Origin of the sequence: Allobosea sp. TAB14 (assembly GCF_052113865.1) — a bacterium.
GTDB lineage: Bacteria > Pseudomonadota > Alphaproteobacteria > Rhizobiales > Beijerinckiaceae > Allobosea > Allobosea spartocytisi.
The window spans coordinates 1-19,412 of record NZ_JBFRDQ010000134.1; the positions used below are offsets into that span (position 1 = coordinate 1).

Genomic DNA, 19,412 nt, shown 5'->3' on the forward strand with positions numbered 1-19,412 from the left:
CCCCCCACAGCGCCGGCGAGACGCGGCTCTACGAGCGCAATGTCGTCGACATGCTCCTCGACAATCTCGACAGGCTGGCGCGCGGCGAGCAGAGCCTGCGCAACCAGGTCGTCTAGGGAGGATCGCGGCGTRCCGCCGCATCTCTTCCGGCCGGGCGGGCCGGCGCTGATCCCCGCGCTCGGCGTCACCCAGATCTTCGGCTATGGCGCGCTCTATTACGCCTTCACCGTGCTCGCGCCGCGCATCAGCGCCGAATTCGGCTGGGCGCCGGAATGGACCTTCGGCGGTTTCGCCGTCGGCCTGCTGCTGGGCGGCGCGGTCGCGCCGGTGACGGGGAGCCTGATCGACCGCTACGGCACCCGGCTGGTGATGACGCTAGGTTCTGTCCTGGCTGGGCTTTCTCTGATGGCGCTCGCCGAGGTGCGCGGCATCGTCAGCTATGTCGCGGCGATGGTGGTGCTCCAGGCGGTCACGACCGCGGTGTTCTACGATGCCGCCTTCACGGCGCTGAGTCAGGCGCGTGGCGACCGGGCGCGCCGCGCGATCAGCCAGCTCACCCTGATCGCCGGCTTCGCCTCGACCCTGTTCTGGCCTCTGACCAGCACCCTGCTCGCCATCCTCGACTGGCGCGGCGTCTACCGGCTCTACGGCCTGTCGCAGCTCGTCATCTGCGCGCCGCTGCATCTCGCCTTCCTGCCCGGCCGGGTCCGCCGTGCGGCCGCCCAGCCTGCGGCGATCCCGGACAATGCCGGCGCGATCGCGGCGCCGGCCTATCTCGGGGGCGAGGCGCGCCGTCGCGCTTTCCTGCTGCTGGCGCTCGCCTTCTCGCTGCAGGGCTTTGTCGTCTCCGCCATGGCCGTGCATCTGCTGGCGCTGCTGCGCGGTTTCGGGCTCAGCGCGGCCGTGGCGGTGGGCATCGGCACGATGCTCGGGCCGTCCCAGGTTGCGGGGCGCCTCGTTGAGATGCTGTTCGGGAAGGCCGTGCCGCCGGTGACCACGGCCTGGGTCTCGGCCTGCCTGATGCCGCTCGGCCTCGCGCTCCTGTTGATCGGGGGCGCATTGCCGGTGGTCGCCGGCCTCTTTGCGGTCGCCTTCGGCATCAGCATGGGGCTGGGCTCGATCGTGCGCGGCACGGTGCCGCTCCAGCTTTTCGGGCCGGTCGGCTTCGGTGCGACGATGGGCAAGCTCGCGGCGCCCGGCCTCGTCATCAAGGCGGCGGCGCCGCTCGTCTTCGCCGTCGCGCTGGAACGCGGCGGCGTCACGGTCTCGACGCTGGTGCTGATCGTGCTGTCCGCCCTGGCGGCGGCGGCCCTCTTCGTGCTCGCCCGCAGCCGCGCGGCGTAAACCTTCAGGCCAGCATGGTGCGCCACCAGCGGCGCGCGGCGTCGCGCGTCCGCATGGCGAAGCCATAGGCTGAGGTCTCCCTGACCCAGCCGAGCACGGTGTCGCGCACCCGCACCACCTGCGCCATGATCCAGGCGAACCAGCGATAGCTCAGCAGCTTCTCGCGCCCGGCCTCATAGATGCGCTCGACCAGGACGAAGCTCATCAGATGCGCGAAGGCGGTCACGACGAGCCCGGGCCAGAACTGTCCGCGCGCGAACAGCAGCAGGCCGAAAATCTTCAGCGGTTCGGCGATCGCGAAGGGGATCGCCAGCGCCAGCAGCACGAGCGGGCGCGGCAGGGCGGCGACTTTCTCCTCCAGCTTTTGCACGACGCGCAAATCGGCAAGCCGGCGGATCAGTGGTCGGTAGAGCGGCCGCAGCAGCTCGTCGAGGACGATGAAGACGACGAGGATCGCGCGCAGCACCGCGAGCAGCCCGCGCTTGAGCGGGCCGCGCTTCGGGGCGGGCGGAGGCGAAAACGGATCGGACATCGCAGCCGGATTCATAAGCCTGAATTGATGGCGTTTCAAAGCCTGCGGCGCGGCGCATCCGGGACATGCCCCGCTCAGCGGCGCGCATCCTCCTTGAGCATCGCCGCGCCCTTCTCGGCGATCATCATGGTCGGGTTGGCGGTGTTGCCCGAGGTGATGGCCGGCATCACCGAGGCATCGATGACGCGCAGCCCGCTCACGCCGCGCACCTTGAGCCTTTCGTCCAGCACGGCGAGGGGATCGTCGGCGCGGCCCATCTTCGCCGTGCCGACGGGATGGAAGATCGTCGTGCCGAGCTTGCCGGCGGCCTCCAGCAGCGCCGCGTCGGAATCGGCGGCCGCGCCCGGCAGATATTCCTCCGGCCGGAAGCGGGCGAGCGGCGCCTGCGCCACGATCCGCCGCGTCAGCTTCAGCGCATCGATTGCGACCTGCCGATCCTCCTCCGTATCGAGATAGTTCGGGGAAATGACCGGTCCGTCATAGGGATCGGCCGAACGCAGATGCACGCTGCCCCGGCTCGACGGCCTGAGATTGCAGACGCTCGCCGTGAAGGCGTCGAAGGGATGCAGGCCCGATCCCCAGCTATCCAGCGACAGCGGCTGGAAATGATATTGCAGATTCGCCGTCGCGTAGTCCGGCGAGGATTTGGCGAAGGCGCCGACCTGCGAGGGCGCCATGGTCAGGGGGCCGGTGCGCAGCGCCGCCCATTCCAGCGCCATCAGCGGCCKGCGCCAGAGYYTSGCATAGTCGCTGTTSAGCGTCTTGACGCCATGGACCTTGTAGACCGGCCGGATCTGCAGATGGTCCTGCAGGTTCGCGCCGACGCCGGGCGCGTCGACCAGCGTCTCGATCCCGAGCGACTGGAGATGGGCGCCGCCGCCGATGCCGGAGCGTTCGAGCAGGAGCGGGGAGGCAACGGCGCCGGCCGACAGCAGCACCTCGCCGCGCACATCCACCCTGAGCTTCTCCGCGCTCGGCGTGCCCGCGCCATGGGTGAATTCGACGGCGGTCGCGCGGCCCCCCTCGAAGACGATGCGCTCGACATGCACCCGCGTCTCCAGCCGCAGATTGCTGCGGTCGCGCTGGTCGAGAAGCGGCCTCAGGAAAGCATTGAAGGCACTCAGCCGCCGCCCGCGCCGCTGGTTCACCTGAAAATAGGAGGAGCCTTCATTGTCGCCGGTGTTGAAATCCGGGATCTTGGCGATGCCGGCCGCCTCGGCCGCGTCGCGGATGGCGTCGAGGATCGCCCAGCGTACCCGCGGATGCTCGACGCGCCATTCTCCGCCGGCCCTGTGCAGCCCCCCGGGAGGCGGCGCGATATGGTCCTCATGTCTGAGGAAATAGGGCAGCACATCGTCCCAGCCCCAGCCGGAGAGGCCGCGCTGGCGCCAGCCATCGTAATCGGCCGCCTGGCCGCGCATATAGACCATGGCGTTGATCGCCGACGAGCCGCCGACGACCTTGCCGCGCGGATAGGCCAGCACCCGGCCGCCGAGCCCCGCTTGCGGCTCGGTCTGGAACATCCAGTCGGCGCGCGGATTGCCGATGGCGAAGAGATAGCCGACCGGAATGTGGAACCAGATCCAGTCGTCCTTGCCGCCGGCCTCCAGCACCATGACTTTCTGTTTCGGGTCGGCCGCCAGCCGGTTGGCGACGACGCAGCCGGCCGAGCCCGCACCGATGACGACATAGTCGAAAGTGCCGATCAGGCGGCGGTCGGTCGAAGGCGTATCGGGCATGGCGTTTCCAAGAATCCGGCTGCGAGCCTGCCTGTTCGCCGGCAGTGGATATGCAATCTGACATAGGTCGGAACGCCGTGTCAGCGCGTGCTTGTGCACATCCATGCTGCTTCTCTGCGGCGCCCCGGACCCTGAGGGTGGATCGCGTTCCGCCGGGCTGGACGCGCGTTAACGGTCTCGCTTTGCCTGCAGAAYCCACCGCTGCAGACTTGTCATCGCCGCGACGATGTGGCCGAAGATGAGATGGCCGGGCGTTCGCATGCATCCGTTTCGCGACGGGAAGCAAGGCGTGACCCTGGCGTCGAAGCTCCCGCTGCCGTTGATCCGAGAATGAGCGCCATGACTGAGATCCTGCCGGATGCGGCGGCGAAGAAACTGCTGCAGGGCGTGTCGGACCGCAGCTTCCGGGTCGGGATCATCGGGCTGGGCTATGTCGGCGTCCCGCTCGCCCTGGCCGCTCTCCGTGCCGGATTCCAGGTGCTCGGCTTCGATATCAACTCCGCCCGCGTGTCCGAGCTCAACGAGGGCAGGACCGGCATCAAGCATATTCAGGCCGACGATCTTGCGGGGGCAGCGAAGGCGGGGCGCTTTCTCGCCACGGATGATTTTTCGCAGCTGGACGAGCCCGATGGTCTCATCATCTGTGTGCCGACGCCGCTCACGCGCCACCGCGAGCCGGATCTGAGCTTCATTGTCCGGACCGCGGAAGCGATAGCGCGACGTTTGCGGAAGGGGCAGTTCATCGCGCTGGAGTCCACGACCTACCCAGGGACCACCGAGGAAGTCCTCAAGCCGATCCTCGAACGAACCGGCTTGAAAAGCGGGACGGATTTCTACCTGGCCTTCTCGCCCGAGCGGGAAGATCCGGGCAATCAGCGCTTTGGCACCGCTTCGATCCCAAAGGTCGTTGGTGGCGACGGCCCTGAGGCGCTCGCGATAGCGCAGGCCTTGTACGGCGAACTCGTCGTTCAGACCGTGCCGGTCTCGTCGACCTCTGTGGCCGAAGCCGTCAAGCTGACAGAGAATATCTTCCGTTCGGTCAATATCGCCCTCGTCAACRAGCTGAAGTCGATCTATGCGGCGATGGGCATCGATATCTGGGAGGTTATCGACGCGGCCAAGACCAAGCCATTCGGCTTCATGCCGTTTTATCCTGGGCCCGGACTGGGGGGGCACTGCATCCCGATCGATCCCTTCTATCTCTCTTGGAAAGCACGGGAATACGGAATCACCGCGCGCTTCATAGAGCTGGCCGGCGAAATCAACACGGCGATGCCGCATCTGGTTGTCGAACGGCTGGCGCAGGGTTTGGATCGGCATTTTGCGCGCGGACTGAATGGGGCGCGGATTCTTGTCATCGGCGCCGCCTACAAGAAGAACGTCGACGACATGCGCGAAAGCCCGTCACTGCGCCTGATCGAGCTGATCGAGCAACGCGGCGCCCAGGCGTCCTACCACGACCCGCATGTTCCCATCATCCCGCATACGCGGGAGCATGGCAGCCTGGCCGGGCGTCGCTCCATCGCGCTGGCTTCCGGGACGATCGGCAGTTTTGATGCAGTGCTCATCGCGACCGATCATGATGCGGTCGACTATAGGAGACTCGTTGCGGAGGCGCGCCTCGTCGTCGACACGCGCAATGCCTGTGAACGCAACGGCGCGCTCGCGGACAATGTCATCAAGGCGTGACGTCCGGAGGCTGTCCGACCGGCTTGAGGCAGGATTGTTTTCCTTCCGGCCTCTTGCCACCAGCCCCGACTCGTTGCGATGAGAGGAGCTGCGATGTCTTGTCATGGGTGACCCATTGAATCACAGCCTGTCGTTGAACCGTGTCGTCGTGACGGGAGCCGCGGGCTTTATCGGCCTTCATGTCGCGGAGGCGCTGCTGGAGCGTGGCGTCGAGGTCTTGGGCGTCGATGCCCTCGTCCCCTATTATGATCCGGCGTTGAAGCAGGCGCGCCTCGCCCGGCTGCTGGGCCGCAACGGCTTTTCCTTCGAGCAGATCGACATCGCCGATCATGACGCCTTCGACGCGGCGATCGGTGCATTCCGCCCCGATGCGATCATCCATCTGGCGGCGCAGGCGGGTGTCCGCTACTCGCTTGAAAATCCGCGCGCCTATGCCAGCGCCAATCTCGACGGTTTTCTCTCGGTGCTAGAGGCGAGCCGCCGGCATGCCGTCGGCCATCTCGTCTATGCCTCTTCGAGTTCCGTCTATGGCGCGAATGCGAAGGTGCCGTTCAGCGAGCATGACGGCGCCGACCATCCGGTTTCCCTTTACGCCGCGACCAAGCGGGCGAACGAGCTGATGGCGCATTCCTATGCCCATCTCTACGGGATTCCGATGACGGGGCTGCGGTTCTTCACGGTCTACGGGCCCTGGGGCAGGCCGGATATGGCCTATTTCAAATTCACCAAGGCGATCCTCGAGGGCAGACCGATCGACGTCTATGCCGAAGCGCAGATGAGCCGCGACTTCACCTATGTCGATGATATCTGCGAAGCGATCGTGCGCCTTGCCGCGCAACCCGCGGCGGCGAACCCGGCTTTCGACCCCGGGCGCCCCGATCCGGCGACATCCACGGCGCCATGGCGCATTTACAACATCGGCAACCACACTCCGGTGGCGCTCTCGCACTTCATCGACGTGGTTGAAGACGCCTGCGGGCGTAAGGCGATCAGGCGTCACCTGCCCGCGCAGCCCGGCGACGTGCCGGCGACCTATGCCGATGTGGCCGATTTGGCCGCTACGGTCGATTTCCGGCCGGATACGCCGATCGAGGTCGGCATTCCCCGCTTCGTCGCCTGGTTTCGCGATTTCTACCGCGTCTGAGCCGGGAGGCGGGCCCAGTTCGAGCCGCATCGCGTCGCGCGAATCGAAGGCAGCCACTGCGGGCATCTGACCGCGCGTCGCGGCAGCCATGACCGGGGCCGCCTTGCTCCGCACAGGCCGTCTGCGCGATAAGCGATGTGCCGCGTCTTCGGTGTCCGAGCCCAACGGAGTCTCGATGAGTTTCGCGAATATCCACGAGCACGGCCTGGTTCGTCTCGCCTGCGCCGCGCCGCGGCTGAAGGTGGCGGATCCGGCTTTCAACGTCGCGGAGACGGTGAAGCTGCTGCGCCGGGCCGATGAAGGCGGCGCCTCGCTCTGTCTGTTCCCGGAGCTCGGCATCAGCGCCTATGCGATCGACGACCTCCTGCAGCAGAACGCGCTGCTCGACGCGGTGAGCGCGGCGCTGGCGCGCCTCGTCGAGGAGAGCCGCAGCCTGCGTTGCGTCGCGGTCGTCGGCGCGCCGCTGCGGGTCGAGGGGCGGCTGTTCAACTGCGCCGTCGCGATCCATCGCGGCCGCATCCTCGCCGTGGTGCCGAAGACCTATCTGCCGAACTATCGCGAGTTCTACGAGCGCCGCCAGTTCGCCTCGGGCGAGCGGGCAGGGGCCCTCTATATCGACATCTGCGGCCAGGAGGTGCCTTTCGGCACGGATCTGCTGCTGGCGGCGACCGATATCCCGGATTTCATCGTCCATATGGAGATCTGCGAGGATGTCTGGACGCCGATCCCGCCCTCGTCCTTCGGCGCGCTCGCCGGCGCGACCGTGCTGCTGAACCTCTCGGCCAGCAACGTCACCATCGGTAAATCCGACTGGCGCCATGCGCTTTGCAAAGCCCATTCGGGGCGCTGCATCGCGGCCTATGCCTATTCCGCCGCCGGCACGGGCGAGTCGACCACCGATCTCGCCTGGGACGGGCAGGCGATGATCTACGAGAACGGCGCGCTGCTGGCCGAAGCCGAGCGCTTCGCCGCCGAGCCGGAGCTTATCCTCGCCGATATCGACCTCGAGCGGCTGGCGATGGACCGCATTCGCCAGAACACCTTTGGCGACAGCATCGACGTTCACCGCGAGAAGCTCGCCTTCCGCCGCATCGACTTCGCGCTGGAACCGGACCGGGAGCGCGATCTGGGCCTTGCCCGCGCCGTGGAACGCTTTCCCTTCGTGCCGAGCGACGATGCGCGGCTGAACGAGCTCTGCTTCGAGGCCTACAACATCCAGTCGCATGGCCTGCGCAAGCGGCTGGAAAGCACGCGGATCGACAAGGTGGTGATCGGCGTCTCCGGCGGCCTCGACTCGACGCAGGCGCTGATCGTTGCCGCCCATACCTTCGATGCGCTCGGGCTGCCGCGCGAGAACATCCTCGCCTATACGCTGCCGGCTTTCGCCACCAGCCAGGGCACCAAGGACAATGCCTGGCGCCTGATGCGGTCGCTCGGCGTCAGCGCCGAGGAAATCGACATGACGCCGGCCTGCCGGCAGATGCTGGTCGATATCGGCCACCCCTTCGCCGCGGGCGAGCCCGTCTACGATATTACGTTTGAAAATGTGCAGGCCGGGGCGCGCACCTCCGTGCTCTTCCGCCTCGCCAACCGGCACAATGCGCTGGTGATGGGCACCGGCGATTTGTCGGAATTGGCGCTCGGCTGGTGCACCTATGGCGTCGGCGATCAGATGTCGCATTACAACGTCAACGGCTCGGTGCCGAAGACGCTGATTCAGCATCTGATCCGCTGGGTGGCGCAGTCCGGCCGCTTCGGCGCGGAGGCGTCCGCCGTGATGCTCGACATCCTCGCCACCGAAATCTCGCCCGAGCTGGTGCCGGGTGATGGCGACAAGCCGGCGCAGAAGACCGAGGATTTCGTCGGCCCCTATGCGCTGCAGGATTTCAACCTGTTCTACACGACGCGCTACGGCTTCAGGCCGAGCAAGATCGCCTTCCTTGCCGAACATGCCTGGCGCGATGCCGCCAAGGGCGCCTGGCCGCCCAATATGGAGGAAGGCAAGCGCGTCGCCTACGACCTGCCGGTGATCAAGCGCTGGCTCGGCGTCTTCATCCGGCGCTTCTTCGAGACGAGCCAGTTCAAGCGCTCGGCCATGCCGAACGGCCCGAAGGTCTCGTCGGGCGGCTCGCTCTCGCCGCGCGGCGACTGGCGTGCGCCGAGCGATGCTTCGGCGGCACCGTGGCTGGCCGATTGGGCGCGCATCCCGGACTGAGCGAAGCAGCGGCGATCGGAGCGGATCGCCCGACCGCCCTTGGTTCGGTGGTGGGGCGCTCAGCTGACGCCGAGCACTCGGATGAGGCCGAGGCTGACAGCCGCCAAGGCAAGCAGGGAAAGCGTGACCGCGGCGGTGACCCGCCCGCCGGCTCTGGCAACGACGCGGATATCGACCCCGAGACCCAGGGCCGCCATCGAGATGATGGTGAGGATGGTCGCGGTCGTGGCGATGGGTGCGAGCGCGACTTCCGGGATGAAACCGTGCGTACGCAACGCCGCCATCCCCAGGAAGGCGATGATGAACCACGGCACGAGTTTATTGAAGGCCACCCGTTGCGACGCCGGCTTGACGCCGCCTGTGCCGGTCGCGCCGACATCGTCCCGCAGCCTGTGGCCCAGGACGGAGAGCGCGAGCACGACGGGGCCCAACATGAGGACGCGGACGAGCTTGACGAGAGTCCCGATCTGCACGCTGGCGGCCGCGACCGGCGCGGTGGCGGCAAGGACCTGGGGGACGGCATAGACCGTCAACCCGGCGAGAACGCCGTACTGGGTCTCGGACAGGCTCAGGAGCGGGACGAGAAGGGGCAGGCCGAGCACCACCAGAACGCCCAGCACAGCGGTGAAGGCGATGGAGGCGGCCACATCCTTGCCGTCCGCACCGATGACCGGCGCGACGGCGGCGATGGCCGAGTTGCCGCAGATCGAATTGCCGCAGGCGACGAGGACGGCCATGCGCTTCGGCAGCCCCAGCGCCCGGCCGAGCAGGAAGCTGACGACGAGCGCGACCGACACCACCGCCGCGATGCCGGCAATCAACGCCGGTCCGGCGGCGATGATCATCGCGACATTCAAGGACGCGCCGAGCAGCACGATGGCGATTTCCAGAACGGTCTTCGCCGAGAAGGCGATGCCCGCGCGCCACATTTCGGAGGGCGTCCAGATCGTGCGGACAGCGGTGCCGATCAGGATGGCCAGCACCAGGGCTTCAAGCCAGGCGCGGCCCGTGGCGAAGGCCTCGAGATGCTCCAGCGCGAAGGCGATCGCGCTGATGCCGGCGCAGAGCCCCAGGCCGGGCAGGATTCGCCCCAGGCCCCTCAGCGCTGAAGGGGAGGGCGCGGGCAACGGAGTGACGGAGCGCATATCGGCCATGGGAGAACCTTCTTCTCCGCGGACCTAATCGGAGAAGAATTATGCTGTCTATCGCATTGTTGCGATCGTTCCGTTTCATTGGGTCGAACGATTGGCCCGCTCGCGCGTGTTTGCGGAGCCGATGCAGGGCGCTTCGGCAACACCTTCCGATTGGCGTGACCGAGCCATTCTGGCAAATTCAGCTTTCACAATGTTCGCCCGGGGGCAGAAGCCACAGGGAGTTCGTCATGAATCGCTTGCGCTTGACGCTTGAAGCCATCATCGCAAATTCCCGCTGGTTCCTGGCGCCCTTTCTCCTTGGCCTGATCCTCACCCTCGCGGCGCTGCTCTTCAATTTCGCGCTGAAGCTGTTCGATTTTTTCACGAGCGCCCGGATGTCCGATCCGTCCGAAATCATTGTCGGCAGCTTGAAGCTCGTCGACATTGCCTTGACGGCAAATCTGATCGTCATCGTGATCTGCTCGAGCTACGAGAATTTCTTGGCGCCGATCGACGTCCAGCAACGCCCGGCCTGGCCAACCAGCCTGGCAAATGTGGGGTTTTCGGGTCTGAAGCAAAGGCTGCTTGCATCCATCGTCGCCATCGCGGCGGTGAACGTTCTGGAGTGGTTCCTGGATATCGAGAACAGCGCGGATAGTACGAAGCTCGGATGGCTCATCGCCATCATGTTGGGCTTTGCGCTGACGATGCTGCTCATGGCGATCGCGGATCGCGTCGGAGAGGCTGAGCCGCCAAAGCATTAGGGCCAATCGAGGACCGCTGAAGCAGCGGCCACACCCCAACAAAAAACCCGCGGCTCGCGCCACGGGCTGATCGTCTCGATCTTGGAAGGGCTCAGGCCGCGATCGCGGCCGGATCCTTCTTCTCCCATTCCTCGCCCCAGATCATCACGGCATGGCCGGGCGAGACCTCGCGATACTGGCGCACCGGCGGCTCGTAGTCGGGGGCGCGGACCGGGCTCTTGATCTCGTCGTTCGAGACCGGGCGCTTGATCAGGCGACGGGCGGGATCGGCGACCGGCACGGCGGCCAGCAGGCGCTTGGTGTAGGGGTGCTGCGGGTTCTCGAAGATCGAGACGCGCGGGCCGATCTCGACGATCTCGCCAAGATACATCACCGCCACGCGATGGCTGACGCGCTCCACCACCGCCATGTCGTGCGAGATGAAGAGATAGCCCAGCCCCATGCGCGCCTGCAGGTCGAGCATCAGGTTGACCACCTGCGCCTTCACCGAGACGTCGAGCGCCGAGACCGCCTCGTCGGCCACGATCAGGCGCGGCTCGACCGCGAGCGCGCGGGCGATGCAGATGCGCTGGCGCTGGCCGCCCGAGAAYTCRTGCGGGAAGCGGTTGGCCATGTCGGGCGAGAGGCCGACGCGCTTGAGCAGGTCCGCCACCTTGTCGCGCGCCTCCGAGCGGCTGGCGAGGTTGTTGATCAGCAGCGGCTCGGCGATCGCGGTCCCGACATTCATGCGCGGATTGAGCGAGGCGAAGGGGTCCTGGAAGATCATCTGCATGCGCTTGCGCTGTTCGCGCAGGTCATGCTGGTTGAGCTTCAGCACGTCGACGCCGTCGAGCAGCACCGAGCCGGTGAGCGGCTCGATCAGGCGCATCACCGAGCGGCCGGTGGTCGACTTGCCGCAGCCGGATTCGCCGACCAGCGCCAGCGTCTCGCCGGCCTTCAGGCTGAAGGAGACGTTCTCGACCGCATGCACCCGGCCCTTGACCGAGGAGAGCAGGCCGCCGCGGATCTCGAAGCGGGTGGTGAGGCCGGCGACTTCGAGGACGGGACGCTCGGCCGCCTGGACGGTGTCGGGCGTCTCGGTCGGCACTCGTGGGTGATGAAGAGGACGGACATGCCCTCCTCGTCCTGCAGCGTCTTGATCAACTCCAGGATCTGCGCCTGGATGGTCACGTCGAGCGCGGTCGTCGGCTCGTCGGCGATCAGCAGCTTGGGCTTGCAGGCCAGCGCCATCGCGATCATCACGCGCTGGCGCATGCCGCCCGAGAAGCGGTGCGGATATTCGTGGAAGCGCGACTTCGCGGCGGGGATGCGGACCTTCTCCAGCAGGCGGATCGTCTCGGCCTCGGCCTCGGAGCGCGACAGGCCACGATGCAGGATCAGCGCCTCGGCGATCTGGARGCCGATGGTCAGCACCGGGTTCAGCGMGGTCATCGGCTCCTGGAAGATCATCGCSATCTCGTTGCCGCGGATATGGCGCATATCCGCGTCGGGCAGCGTCAGAAGCTCCTTGCCGTTGAGTTTGATCGAGCCTTCGATCTTGCTCGAGCCGGGCGGGGTCAGCCGCATGATCGAGAGCGCGGTGACGCTCTTGCCGGAGCCGGACTCGCCRACCACCGCCAGGGTCTCCTTCGGCTTGATGTCGAAGGAGATGTTGCGGACCACCGACTTCCACTGTCCCTCCACGCGGAAGGAGGTGGTCAGGTTGGAAACGGAGAGGATCGGGGAGGTCATGTCAGGTCCTTCTCTGGATCAGATCACGCGGCGCGGGTCGAGAGCGTCACGCAGGCCGTCGCCGATGAAGTTGATCGACAACACGGTGAGGAAGATCGCGGCACCGGGGAACAGCGCCCAGTGCGGCGCGGAATCGAGATGGTCCTTGGCGTCGAACAGCAGGCGCCCCCAGGTCGGGATGTCGGGCGGGAAGCCCAGCCCGAGGAAGGAGAGCGTCGATTCGGCGATGATCGCCGCGGAGACCTCGATTGTCGCCGCGACGATGACGGGCCCGAGCGCGTTGGGCAGGATATGGGCGAACATCTGCCTGAGCTTGGTCGCGCCCTGGGCGCGGGCCGCCTCGACGAATTCCTTCTCGCGCAGCGACAGGAACTGCGCCCGCACCAGCCGGGCGACGGGCATCCAGCGCAGGCCGCCGATGACGACGACGATCAGCACGAAGACGCCGCCCTCGACGCCGAAGAGCGCCTTGAGCTGCTCGCGGAAGAGATAGATCACCAGCAGCAGCAGGGGTAGCTGCGGCAGCGACAGGAACAGGTCCGTCACCCACATCAGAACGGGGTCGGCGACCTTGCGCGACATGCCGGCGAGCGCGCCGATGATCACACCGACGAAGGTCGCCACCACCATGGCCGCGAGACCCACGGAGAGCGAGATGCGCCCGCCATACATCATGCGCGCCAGGATATCCTGGCCGAGATCGTCGGTCCCGAGCGGGTGAGCGAAGGACGGTCCCTGCAATTGCGCCGTGAAGTCGATGTCGTTGATCGCGACCGGCCACAGCCAGGGGCCGACGACCACGCCGAGGATCAGGAAGCCGAGGATGAAGCTGCTGACCACGGCGAGGCGGTGGCGCTTGAAGCGCCGCCAGGTCTCGCGCCCCGGCGAAACCGCCGCCGTGGTGGCGCGCGCCGCCACGGCCGGTTCAGCTGAAGGAGATGCGAGGGTCGAGCCAGCCATAAAGAACATCCGCAATGAGGTTGAACAGGACCACCAGGCAGGCGAACACGAAGGTCACGGCCATGATGACTGGGGTGTCGTTGGCGAGGATTGCGTCGATCAGCAKCGAGCCGATGCCCGGCACGCGAAAGATCTGCTCGGTCACGAGCGCGCCGCCGAACACGGCGGGCATCTGCAGCGCGACCAGCGTCACCACCGGGATCAGCGCGTTGCGCGTGATGTGGCGCAGCGTGACCTTGCGCTCGCTGAGGCCCTTGGCGCGGGCCGTCGTGACATAGTCGAGCCGGATCACGTCGAGCACCGAGGAACGCACATAGCGCGTATAGGACGCTGCCTGGAACAGGCCGAGCACGGTGATCGGCATGATCGCCTGGCGGAACATCTCCCAATACCAGCGCCAGCCGGTCGCGGCGATGTCGGAGCGGTAGACGAAGGGAAACCAGTCGAGCGTCACCGAGAACAGCAGGATGAAGAGCAGGCCGGTGAAGAAGGTCGGCAGCGAGAAGCCGATGAAGGCCAGCGTGTTGGCGATCTGGTCGAAGACGGAATAGGGCCGCGTCGCGGCGTAGATGCCGACGGGCAGCGCGACGCACAGCGCCAGGATCTGCGAGGAGCCGACGACGAACAGCGTGGTCGGCAGGCGCTGCAGGATGAGCTGGTCGACATTGATGCGGCTGGCGAAGGAGAAGCCCCAGTCGCCCTGGGCCATGGCGGAGAGCCAGCGCAGATAGCGCACGAAAATCGGGTCGTTGAGGCCGAAGCTGGCGCGGATGGCCTCGCGCACCTCAGGCGGCACGTTCGGATTCGTCGCCATCTCCGAGAAAGGATCGCCCGGCGCGAGCGCCAGGACCGTGAACAGGATCAGGCTGATGCCGAGCAGGCTTGGAATGGCGATAAGAAGCCGCCGTATCAGATATGTCGCCATGAAGTTTGTTTCTCTTTGCGTGCGCGGCCGGGCCGCGGACTGAACGCCGGTAGCAATCGGCAAGCCCTCCTGCACTTTTGGCACAGGAGGGGCAAGCCGATGCAGCCGCCCTTCACACAGCGAAAGACTGCGTGAAGGGCGTTTTCAAGCTCAGCTCCGATACCAGGCCGCAATGTTCCAGGTATCGACGTCCCAGCCGGAATGGTCGTGCATGACGTTGTTCGCCGCCGCGGCGACGCGGGTGCGCGAGAGCAGCGGCAGGATGATGTTGGCCTCGCAGAAGATCTCGTTGACCTTGATCAGCAGCGCGGCGCGCTTGGCCGGGTCGAGCTCCTTCTGAGCGGCCTTGTAGGCCTCGTCGGCAGCCGGATCCGAGTAGCGCGAGACGTTGCGGCCCAGCCACTTGTTCTCCTTGTTGGCGATCTCCCAGGAGACGAACTGGTTGAGGAAGCGCTCCGGATCGGGCTGCGGCTGCGTGGTCGTGTACATCTCCATGTCGACATAGAGCTTGGTGTAGGTGTCGGGGTTGGCGACGTCCGAGGAGAAGAACACCGAGGCCGTGACCGACTTCAGCTCCAGATCGATGCCGGCGCGCTGGCAGGCCTGCTTGATGATGGCCTGGGTCTTCTGGCGCGGGGCGTTGATCGAGGTCTGGAAGACGTATTTGAGCTTCTTGCCGTCCTTTTCGCGAATGCCGTCGGAGCCCTTCTTCCAGCCGGCCTCGTCGAGGATCTTGTTGGCCTTGTCGATGTTGAACTCGTATTTGAGCTTGGTCGACTTGAACTGCTTGGGCTCGTTGACGAAGCTCGCGGTCGCGATGCCGCCGCGGCCATAGATGAACTTCTGGACCGAGTCGCGGTCGATCAGCAGGTTGATCGCCTCGCGCACCTTCGGATCGCTCAGCGTCGGGTGCTTGGTCTTGACGCTGGAACGCTCGCCGTCGACCTCGGTCCACGGATCGGTCGGGTTCAGGATGATGAACTCGATATCGCCCGAGGGAACCGTGCTGACCTTGCCGCGTCCGCCGGTCTCCATGCGCTTGAGGACCTCGTCCTCGACCTGCAGGTTCCAGGCATAGTCGTATTCGCCGGTCTGCAGCACGGCGCGCGCCGCCGAGACCGCGTCACCGCCGCCCTTGACCTCGAGCGTGTCGAAGGCGGGCTGGTTCTTGATATGGTAGTCGGGGTTGCGCTCGCCGGTCAGCACGTCGCCCGGCTTGAAGTCGACGAACTTGTAGGGGCCGGTGCCGATGGGCTTCAGGTTGTCCGGCGCCTCGCGCGACTTGGCGCCGACATAATCGCCGAAGCGGTGCTTGGGCAGGATCTGGCCGACGGTGCCGACGAAGGGGTCGGCCCAGAACGGCGTCGGCTGCTGGAAGATCACCTTGACCGTGAGATCGTCGACCTTCTCGACCTTGATGTTGGTGTAGGAGCCCGTGGTGTAGGCGGCGGTCGCCGGCTCCTTGGCGTATTCCCAGGTGAAGACGACGTCGTCGGCCGTGAACGGCTTGCCGTCATGCCATTTCACGCCGGGCTTCAGCTTCCAGGTGACGCTCAGGCCGTCGGCCGAGAGGCCGCCATTCGCCTTCGTCGGCACCTCGGCGGCGAGGCAGGGGATGAGGTTGCCTTCCTTGTCCCAGCCGGCGAGCGGCTCATAGAAGATGCGCGAGGCGATCTGGTCCTTGGTGCCCGAGGCAAAATGCGGGTTCAGCAGGGTCGGCGCCTGCCAGAGCAGGATCTTGAGCGGTCCGCCGCCGCCGGCCTTGGTCGGCTTGTATTCGAGCGTGGCATTCGCCATCGCCACGTCGTTCCAGACGAGAATTTGGCTCGCGATCGGAGCGGCGATGCCGACTGCCGCCATTTTCTGGATGAAGGAGCGTCGCGACAGCGTGCCTTCCTTCACATCCGCGATCAGGCCGCGGATTTCCTGGTCTTTCATCGGATTGCCTCCACCTTAAAAAAAACAAAAAGCATCCCCGGCGCTCTGGCGCCATTGTTATGGTTGCGGCCTCAGCAAGGCATGTGCCAACGAAAGCGTCAACTGTGCAGCGCGGTGCAAATTCTGGATTTGCCCGCGCTAGCCGGCTGACATTCCCGGGCTACGGGAGTTTTTTCGCCGAACCGCGCCGGTTGTGCAATTTTGTGCGAATCAGTCGGTGAAGACGACAGTTTTTTGCCCGTTGAGGAGCACGCGATCTTCCAAATGGTTGAGCACCGCCCGGGCCAGGACGCGGCGCTCGATGTCGCGCCCCTTGCGGACGAGGTCTTCCGGCGTGTCGCGGTGCGAGATGCGCTCGACGTCCTGCTCGATGATCGGGCCTTCGTCGAGATCGGGCGTGACGTAATGCGCGGTGGCGCCGATCAGCTTGACCCCGCGTTCATGGGCCTGGTGATAGGGCTTGGCGCCCTTGAAGCCGGGCAGGAACGAGTGATGGATATTGATGCAGCGGCCGGCGAGCTTGGCTGAAAATCCATCGGACAGGATCTGCATGTAGCGGGCGAGGACGACGAGGTCGGTCTTCGTCTCCTGGATCAGGCGCCAGATCTCCGCTTCCTGCTCCATCTTGCTCTGGCGCGTCACCGGCATGTGGTGGAACGGCAGCGTGCCGAGATCGGTCGAGGCGATATGCTCGCGCGCATGGTTCGAGACGATGCCGGTGATCTCCATCGGCAGTTCGCCGATGCGCCAGCGATAGAGCAGGTCGGCCAGGCAATGGTCGAATTTCGAGACCAGCAGCATCACGCGCTTCTTCCGCCCGACCTCGCGCAGGCTGGCTTGCATCGCGAAGCGTTCGGCGAGCCCGTCGACGGCGGCCGCGATGGCTTCGTGCGGCTGGCTGCCTTCCAGCCGGTTGAAGACGACGCGCATGAAGAAGCGCCCGGTCTCGGTGTCGTCGAACTGTTGGGCATCGAGGATATTGCAGCCGGCCTCGAACAGCAGCGTCGAGACCGCCGCGACGATGCCGGGCCGGTTGGGGCAGGACAGGGTGAGGATGGAGATGTGTTCGAGCATGGCTGATGCCGCCGGTTCGGCGGCCCTTCGGCAGGAATGACGGGGGATGGCGATGGGGCGGGCGGCGCGCGACGCGCTGCCGTCAACCTCGGCCGTTGGCCGGGCGGGTGCCGGCTCTGGCCGGGCTCGTCGGGGCTGGTGCCGTCATGGGCGTGGGGAACCGTTCCAGCGCGACCGTGCCATGGCCGCACCTCTGCAACACCGCGTCGGGCCGATCTTGTCAAGCGCCGGCCTCCGGGTCGTCTTGACTTGGCCTCCCCGAAAATGGAATGTTTATTCCAACAAAAGTGGAACTAAAAAATTTCTGCCGTTTTCAGGGAGCCGGCGCAGGTGCCGCAAGCCGCAAGTTTCAGCCGCAGCCTCGAGGGCCGGGTCGCGATCGTCACCGGCGCCAGCCAGGGGCTCGGCGAGGCGATCGCCCATGAATTCGCCGGCCGCGGCCTCCGCGCCATCCTGTTGACCGGGCGCAATGCCGCGCGCGGCGAGGCGGTCGCCGCGAGCCTGCGCGCGGCGGGCTGCGAGGCGCTCTTCCACCGTGTCGATCTCGCCGATCTCGACGCCGTCAGGCAGATCGTCCCGGCGGCGGAAAAGGCCTTCGGGCGGCTCGACATTCTCGTCAACGCCGCCGGCGACACCGATCGCGGCACGATCTTCGACACCGAGCCCGCGCTCTATGAGCGCATCATGGCGGTCAATCTGCGGGCGCCCTTCTTCCTGATCCAGGATGCGGCCGAGTTGATGCGCCGGCAGGGCATTGCGGGCGCACTCGTCAACATCCAGTCGATGTCGGCCCATGGCGGTCAGCCCTTCCTCTCCGCCTACAGCGTCTCCAAGGGCGCGCTTGGCGTGCTGACGAAGAACGTCGCCTACGGCCTCATCAAGCACCGCATCCGCTGCAACGGCCTCAATATCGGCTGGATGGCGACGCCGGGCGAGGACGCGATCATGAAGCTGCGCCACGACGCCAAGGATGGCTGGCTGGAGGAAGCTTCGGCCTCCCAGCCTTTCGGCCGGCTGATCGATCCGCGCGAGGTCGCCAAGGCGGTGGCCTATCTCGCTTCCGACGAATCCGGGCTGATGACCGGAGCCAATATCGATTTCGACCAGAATATTCTCGGCGCGCATGACTAGCGCTCCGGGGCGGATCGCTGCAGGACGGCTGCGGAAACGATGACGGGACTTGAAGACACCATGAAGATCGGATTGCTGGGCGCCGGCCGCATCGGGCGCATTCACGGGCTGAACGTCGCCGCGCGGGGCGATGCCGAGCTTGCCGCCGTCACCGACGCGATGCCGGAGGCCGCCGCCTCGCTCGCTGCCGCCACCGGCGCGAAGGTTGCGAGCACCGAGGCGATTCTCGCCGATCCGGCGATCGACGCCGTGCTGATCTGCACCCCGACCGACACCCATGCCGATCTGATCGAGCAGGCGGTCGCCGCCGGCAAGGCCGTGTTCTGCGAGAAGCCGGTCGATCTCGACGCCGCCCGCATCCGCCGCTGCCTCGCCACGGTCGAAAAATCCGGCAAGCCGCTGATGATCGGCTTCAACCGCCGCTTCGATCCGAATTTCGCCGCGCTGGAGAAGCGTCTGCGTTCGGGCGAGGCCGGCGCGATCGAGATCGTCACGGTGATCTCGCGCGATCCCTCGCCGCCGCCGGTCGATTATGTCAGGCGCTCCGGCGGGCTCTTCCGCGACATGATGATCCACGACTTCGACATGGCGCGCTTCCTGCTGGCCGAGGAGCCGGTCGAGGTCTTCGCGCTTGGCTCCGCCCTCGTCGACAAGGCGATCGGCGAGGCCGGCGATGTCGACACCGCCGCCGTCGTCATGAAGACGGCCTCGGGCAAAATCGCCCAGATCTCGAACTCGCGCCGCGCCACCTACGGCTATGACCAGCGCATCGAGGTCCACGGCTCGCAGGGCATGCTGCGCGCCGGCAACATCCATGAGACGACGGTCGAGATCGCGACCGGGCAGGGTTTCCGGGCCGATCCGGTGCAGAACTTCTTCCTGGAGCGCTATGCCGCGGCCTATCGCGCCGAGCTCGACGCCTTCATCGCTGCCTGCCACGGCAAGGCCGCGCCGTCTCCGACCGGCCTCGATGGCTTGAAGGCGCAGATCCTCGCCGATGCCGCGACCGAGTCGGCGCAGACCGGCAAGCCCGTCCGCGTCGATCTGGGAGCGAACTGATGACCCCGGCGGAACGCGATCTGCGCTATTACGC

At 66.2% G+C, this 19,412-nt stretch carries 14 protein-coding genes and 1 pseudogene; 7 read left to right on the forward strand and 8 right to left on the reverse strand.

The window, feature by feature from the left end:
• Positions 1 to 39: 39 nt before the first annotated feature.
• A complete protein-coding gene (locus AB4Y99_RS19105; protein WP_441524421.1) occupies positions 40 to 1,344 on the forward strand; it encodes an MFS transporter in 1,305 nt (434 codons plus the stop codon).
• A gap of 4 nt (positions 1,345 to 1,348) precedes the next feature.
• Here the strand turns inward: AB4Y99_RS19105 and AB4Y99_RS19110 are convergent, their stop codons facing one another.
• Together AB4Y99_RS19110 and AB4Y99_RS19115 are read right to left on the reverse strand one after the other, a co-directional pair.
• Entirely contained in the window at positions 1,349 to 1,876 is a 528-nt protein-coding gene (locus AB4Y99_RS19110; RefSeq protein WP_081925506.1) for a hypothetical protein, read from the reverse strand.
• A 74-nt stretch (positions 1,877 to 1,950) separates the two neighbouring features.
• Entirely contained in the window at positions 1,951 to 3,615 is a 1,665-nt protein-coding gene (locus tag AB4Y99_RS19115; protein ID WP_441524422.1) for a GMC family oxidoreductase, read from the reverse strand.
• A 339-nt stretch (positions 3,616 to 3,954) separates the two neighbouring features.
• On the opposite strand from AB4Y99_RS19115, the gene AB4Y99_RS19120 reads away from it, so the two are divergent.
• From AB4Y99_RS19120 to AB4Y99_RS19130, 3 genes are all read left to right on the forward strand, one after another.
• Positions 3,955 to 5,304: a nucleotide sugar dehydrogenase gene (locus AB4Y99_RS19120; protein ID WP_441524423.1), complete on the forward strand. Its 1,350-nt coding sequence runs from the start codon at positions 3,955 to 3,957 to the stop codon at positions 5,302 to 5,304.
• Between the two features lie 103 nt (positions 5,305 to 5,407).
• Positions 5,408 to 6,448, forward strand: a complete 1,041-nt coding sequence (locus tag AB4Y99_RS19125) for an NAD-dependent epimerase (protein ID WP_441524424.1) — start codon at positions 5,408 to 5,410, stop codon at positions 6,446 to 6,448.
• Positions 6,449 to 6,623: 175 nt separating this feature from the next.
• Positions 6,624 to 8,663, forward strand: a complete 2,040-nt coding sequence (locus tag AB4Y99_RS19130) for an NAD(+) synthase (protein WP_441524425.1) — start codon at positions 6,624 to 6,626, stop codon at positions 8,661 to 8,663.
• Positions 8,664 to 8,722: 59 nt separating this feature from the next.
• Here the strand turns inward: AB4Y99_RS19130 and AB4Y99_RS19135 are convergent, their stop codons facing one another.
• Positions 8,723 to 9,808, reverse strand: a complete 1,086-nt coding sequence (locus tag AB4Y99_RS19135; RefSeq protein WP_441524429.1) for a YeiH family protein — start codon at positions 9,806 to 9,808, stop codon at positions 8,723 to 8,725.
• 236 nt (positions 9,809 to 10,044) lie between these two features.
• Here AB4Y99_RS19135 and AB4Y99_RS19140 point away from each other — a divergent pair, with 236 nt between their 5' ends.
• The gene (locus tag AB4Y99_RS19140; RefSeq protein WP_051988187.1) at positions 10,045 to 10,560 is read left to right on the forward strand and encodes a YqhA family protein; all 516 of its coding nucleotides are present in this window, start codon (positions 10,045 to 10,047) and stop codon (positions 10,558 to 10,560) included.
• Between the two features lie 91 nt (positions 10,561 to 10,651).
• On the opposite strand, the pseudogene AB4Y99_RS19145 reads toward AB4Y99_RS19140, so the two are convergent.
• The 5 genes and pseudogenes from AB4Y99_RS19145 to purU all read right to left on the reverse strand — a co-directional run bounded on the left by AB4Y99_RS19145 (position 10,652) and on the right by purU (position 17,188).
• A pseudogene (locus AB4Y99_RS19145) lies at positions 10,652 to 12,291 on the reverse strand (ABC transporter ATP-binding protein).
• Positions 12,292 to 12,309: 18 nt separating this feature from the next.
• Positions 12,310 to 13,251 (reverse strand): ABC transporter permease, encoded by a 942-nt coding sequence (locus AB4Y99_RS19150; protein ID WP_038364517.1) that lies wholly within the window; start codon positions 13,249 to 13,251, stop codon positions 12,310 to 12,312.
• On the reverse strand, positions 13,217 to 14,176 hold the full coding sequence (locus AB4Y99_RS19155) for an ABC transporter permease (protein WP_441524426.1): 960 nt from the start codon (positions 14,174 to 14,176) through the stop codon (positions 13,217 to 13,219). Before AB4Y99_RS19155 ends, AB4Y99_RS19150 begins: the two co-directional genes overlap by 35 nt.
• Before the next feature lie 150 nt (positions 14,177 to 14,326).
• On the reverse strand, positions 14,327 to 16,114 hold the full coding sequence (locus AB4Y99_RS19160; protein WP_038364513.1) for a peptide ABC transporter substrate-binding protein: 1,788 nt from the start codon (positions 16,112 to 16,114) through the stop codon (positions 14,327 to 14,329).
• Between the two features lie 210 nt (positions 16,115 to 16,324).
• Positions 16,325 to 17,188, reverse strand: a complete 864-nt coding sequence (purU, locus tag AB4Y99_RS19165) for a formyltetrahydrofolate deformylase (RefSeq protein ID WP_038364511.1) — start codon at positions 17,186 to 17,188, stop codon at positions 16,325 to 16,327.
• A 330-nt stretch (positions 17,189 to 17,518) separates the two neighbouring features.
• On the opposite strand from purU, the gene AB4Y99_RS19170 reads away from it, so the two are divergent.
• Together AB4Y99_RS19170 and iolG are read left to right on the forward strand one after the other, a co-directional pair.
• On the forward strand, positions 17,519 to 18,319 hold the full coding sequence (locus AB4Y99_RS19170; protein ID WP_441524427.1) for an SDR family oxidoreductase: 801 nt from the start codon (positions 17,519 to 17,521) through the stop codon (positions 18,317 to 18,319).
• 39 nt (positions 18,320 to 18,358) lie between these two features.
• On the forward strand, positions 18,359 to 19,378 hold the full coding sequence (gene iolG / locus AB4Y99_RS19175; RefSeq protein WP_441524428.1) for an inositol 2-dehydrogenase: 1,020 nt from the start codon (positions 18,359 to 18,361) through the stop codon (positions 19,376 to 19,378).
• Positions 19,379 to 19,412: the final 34 nt, after the last annotated feature.

Excerpts from the sequence above, each read along its gene's own strand:
- AB4Y99_RS19160 (WP_038364513.1), bottom strand. The coding sequence starts at position 16,114 with ATGAAAGACCAGGAAATCCGCGGCCTGATCGCGGATGTGAAGGAAGGC.
- AB4Y99_RS19150 (WP_038364517.1), bottom strand. The coding sequence starts at position 13,251 with ATGGCTGGCTCGACCCTCGCATCTCCTTCAGCTGAACCGGCCGTGGCG.
- purU (WP_038364511.1), bottom strand. The coding sequence starts at position 17,188 with ATGCTCGAACACATCTCCATCCTCACCCTGTCCTGCCCCAACCGGCCC.
- iolG (WP_441524428.1), top strand. The coding sequence starts at position 18,359 with ATGACGGGACTTGAAGACACCATGAAGATCGGATTGCTGGGCGCCGGC.
- AB4Y99_RS19110 (WP_081925506.1), bottom strand. The coding sequence starts at position 1,876 with ATGTCCGATCCGTTTTCGCCTCCGCCCGCCCCGAAGCGCGGCCCGCTC.
- AB4Y99_RS19135 (WP_441524429.1), bottom strand. The coding sequence starts at position 9,808 with ATGCGCTCCGTCACTCCGTTGCCCGCGCCCTCCCCTTCAGCGCTGAGG.
- AB4Y99_RS19140 (WP_051988187.1), top strand. The coding sequence starts at position 10,045 with ATGAATCGCTTGCGCTTGACGCTTGAAGCCATCATCGCAAATTCCCGC.
- AB4Y99_RS19125 (WP_441524424.1), top strand. The coding sequence starts at position 5,408 with ATGGGTGACCCATTGAATCACAGCCTGTCGTTGAACCGTGTCGTCGTG.
- AB4Y99_RS19130 (WP_441524425.1), top strand. The coding sequence starts at position 6,624 with ATGAGTTTCGCGAATATCCACGAGCACGGCCTGGTTCGTCTCGCCTGC.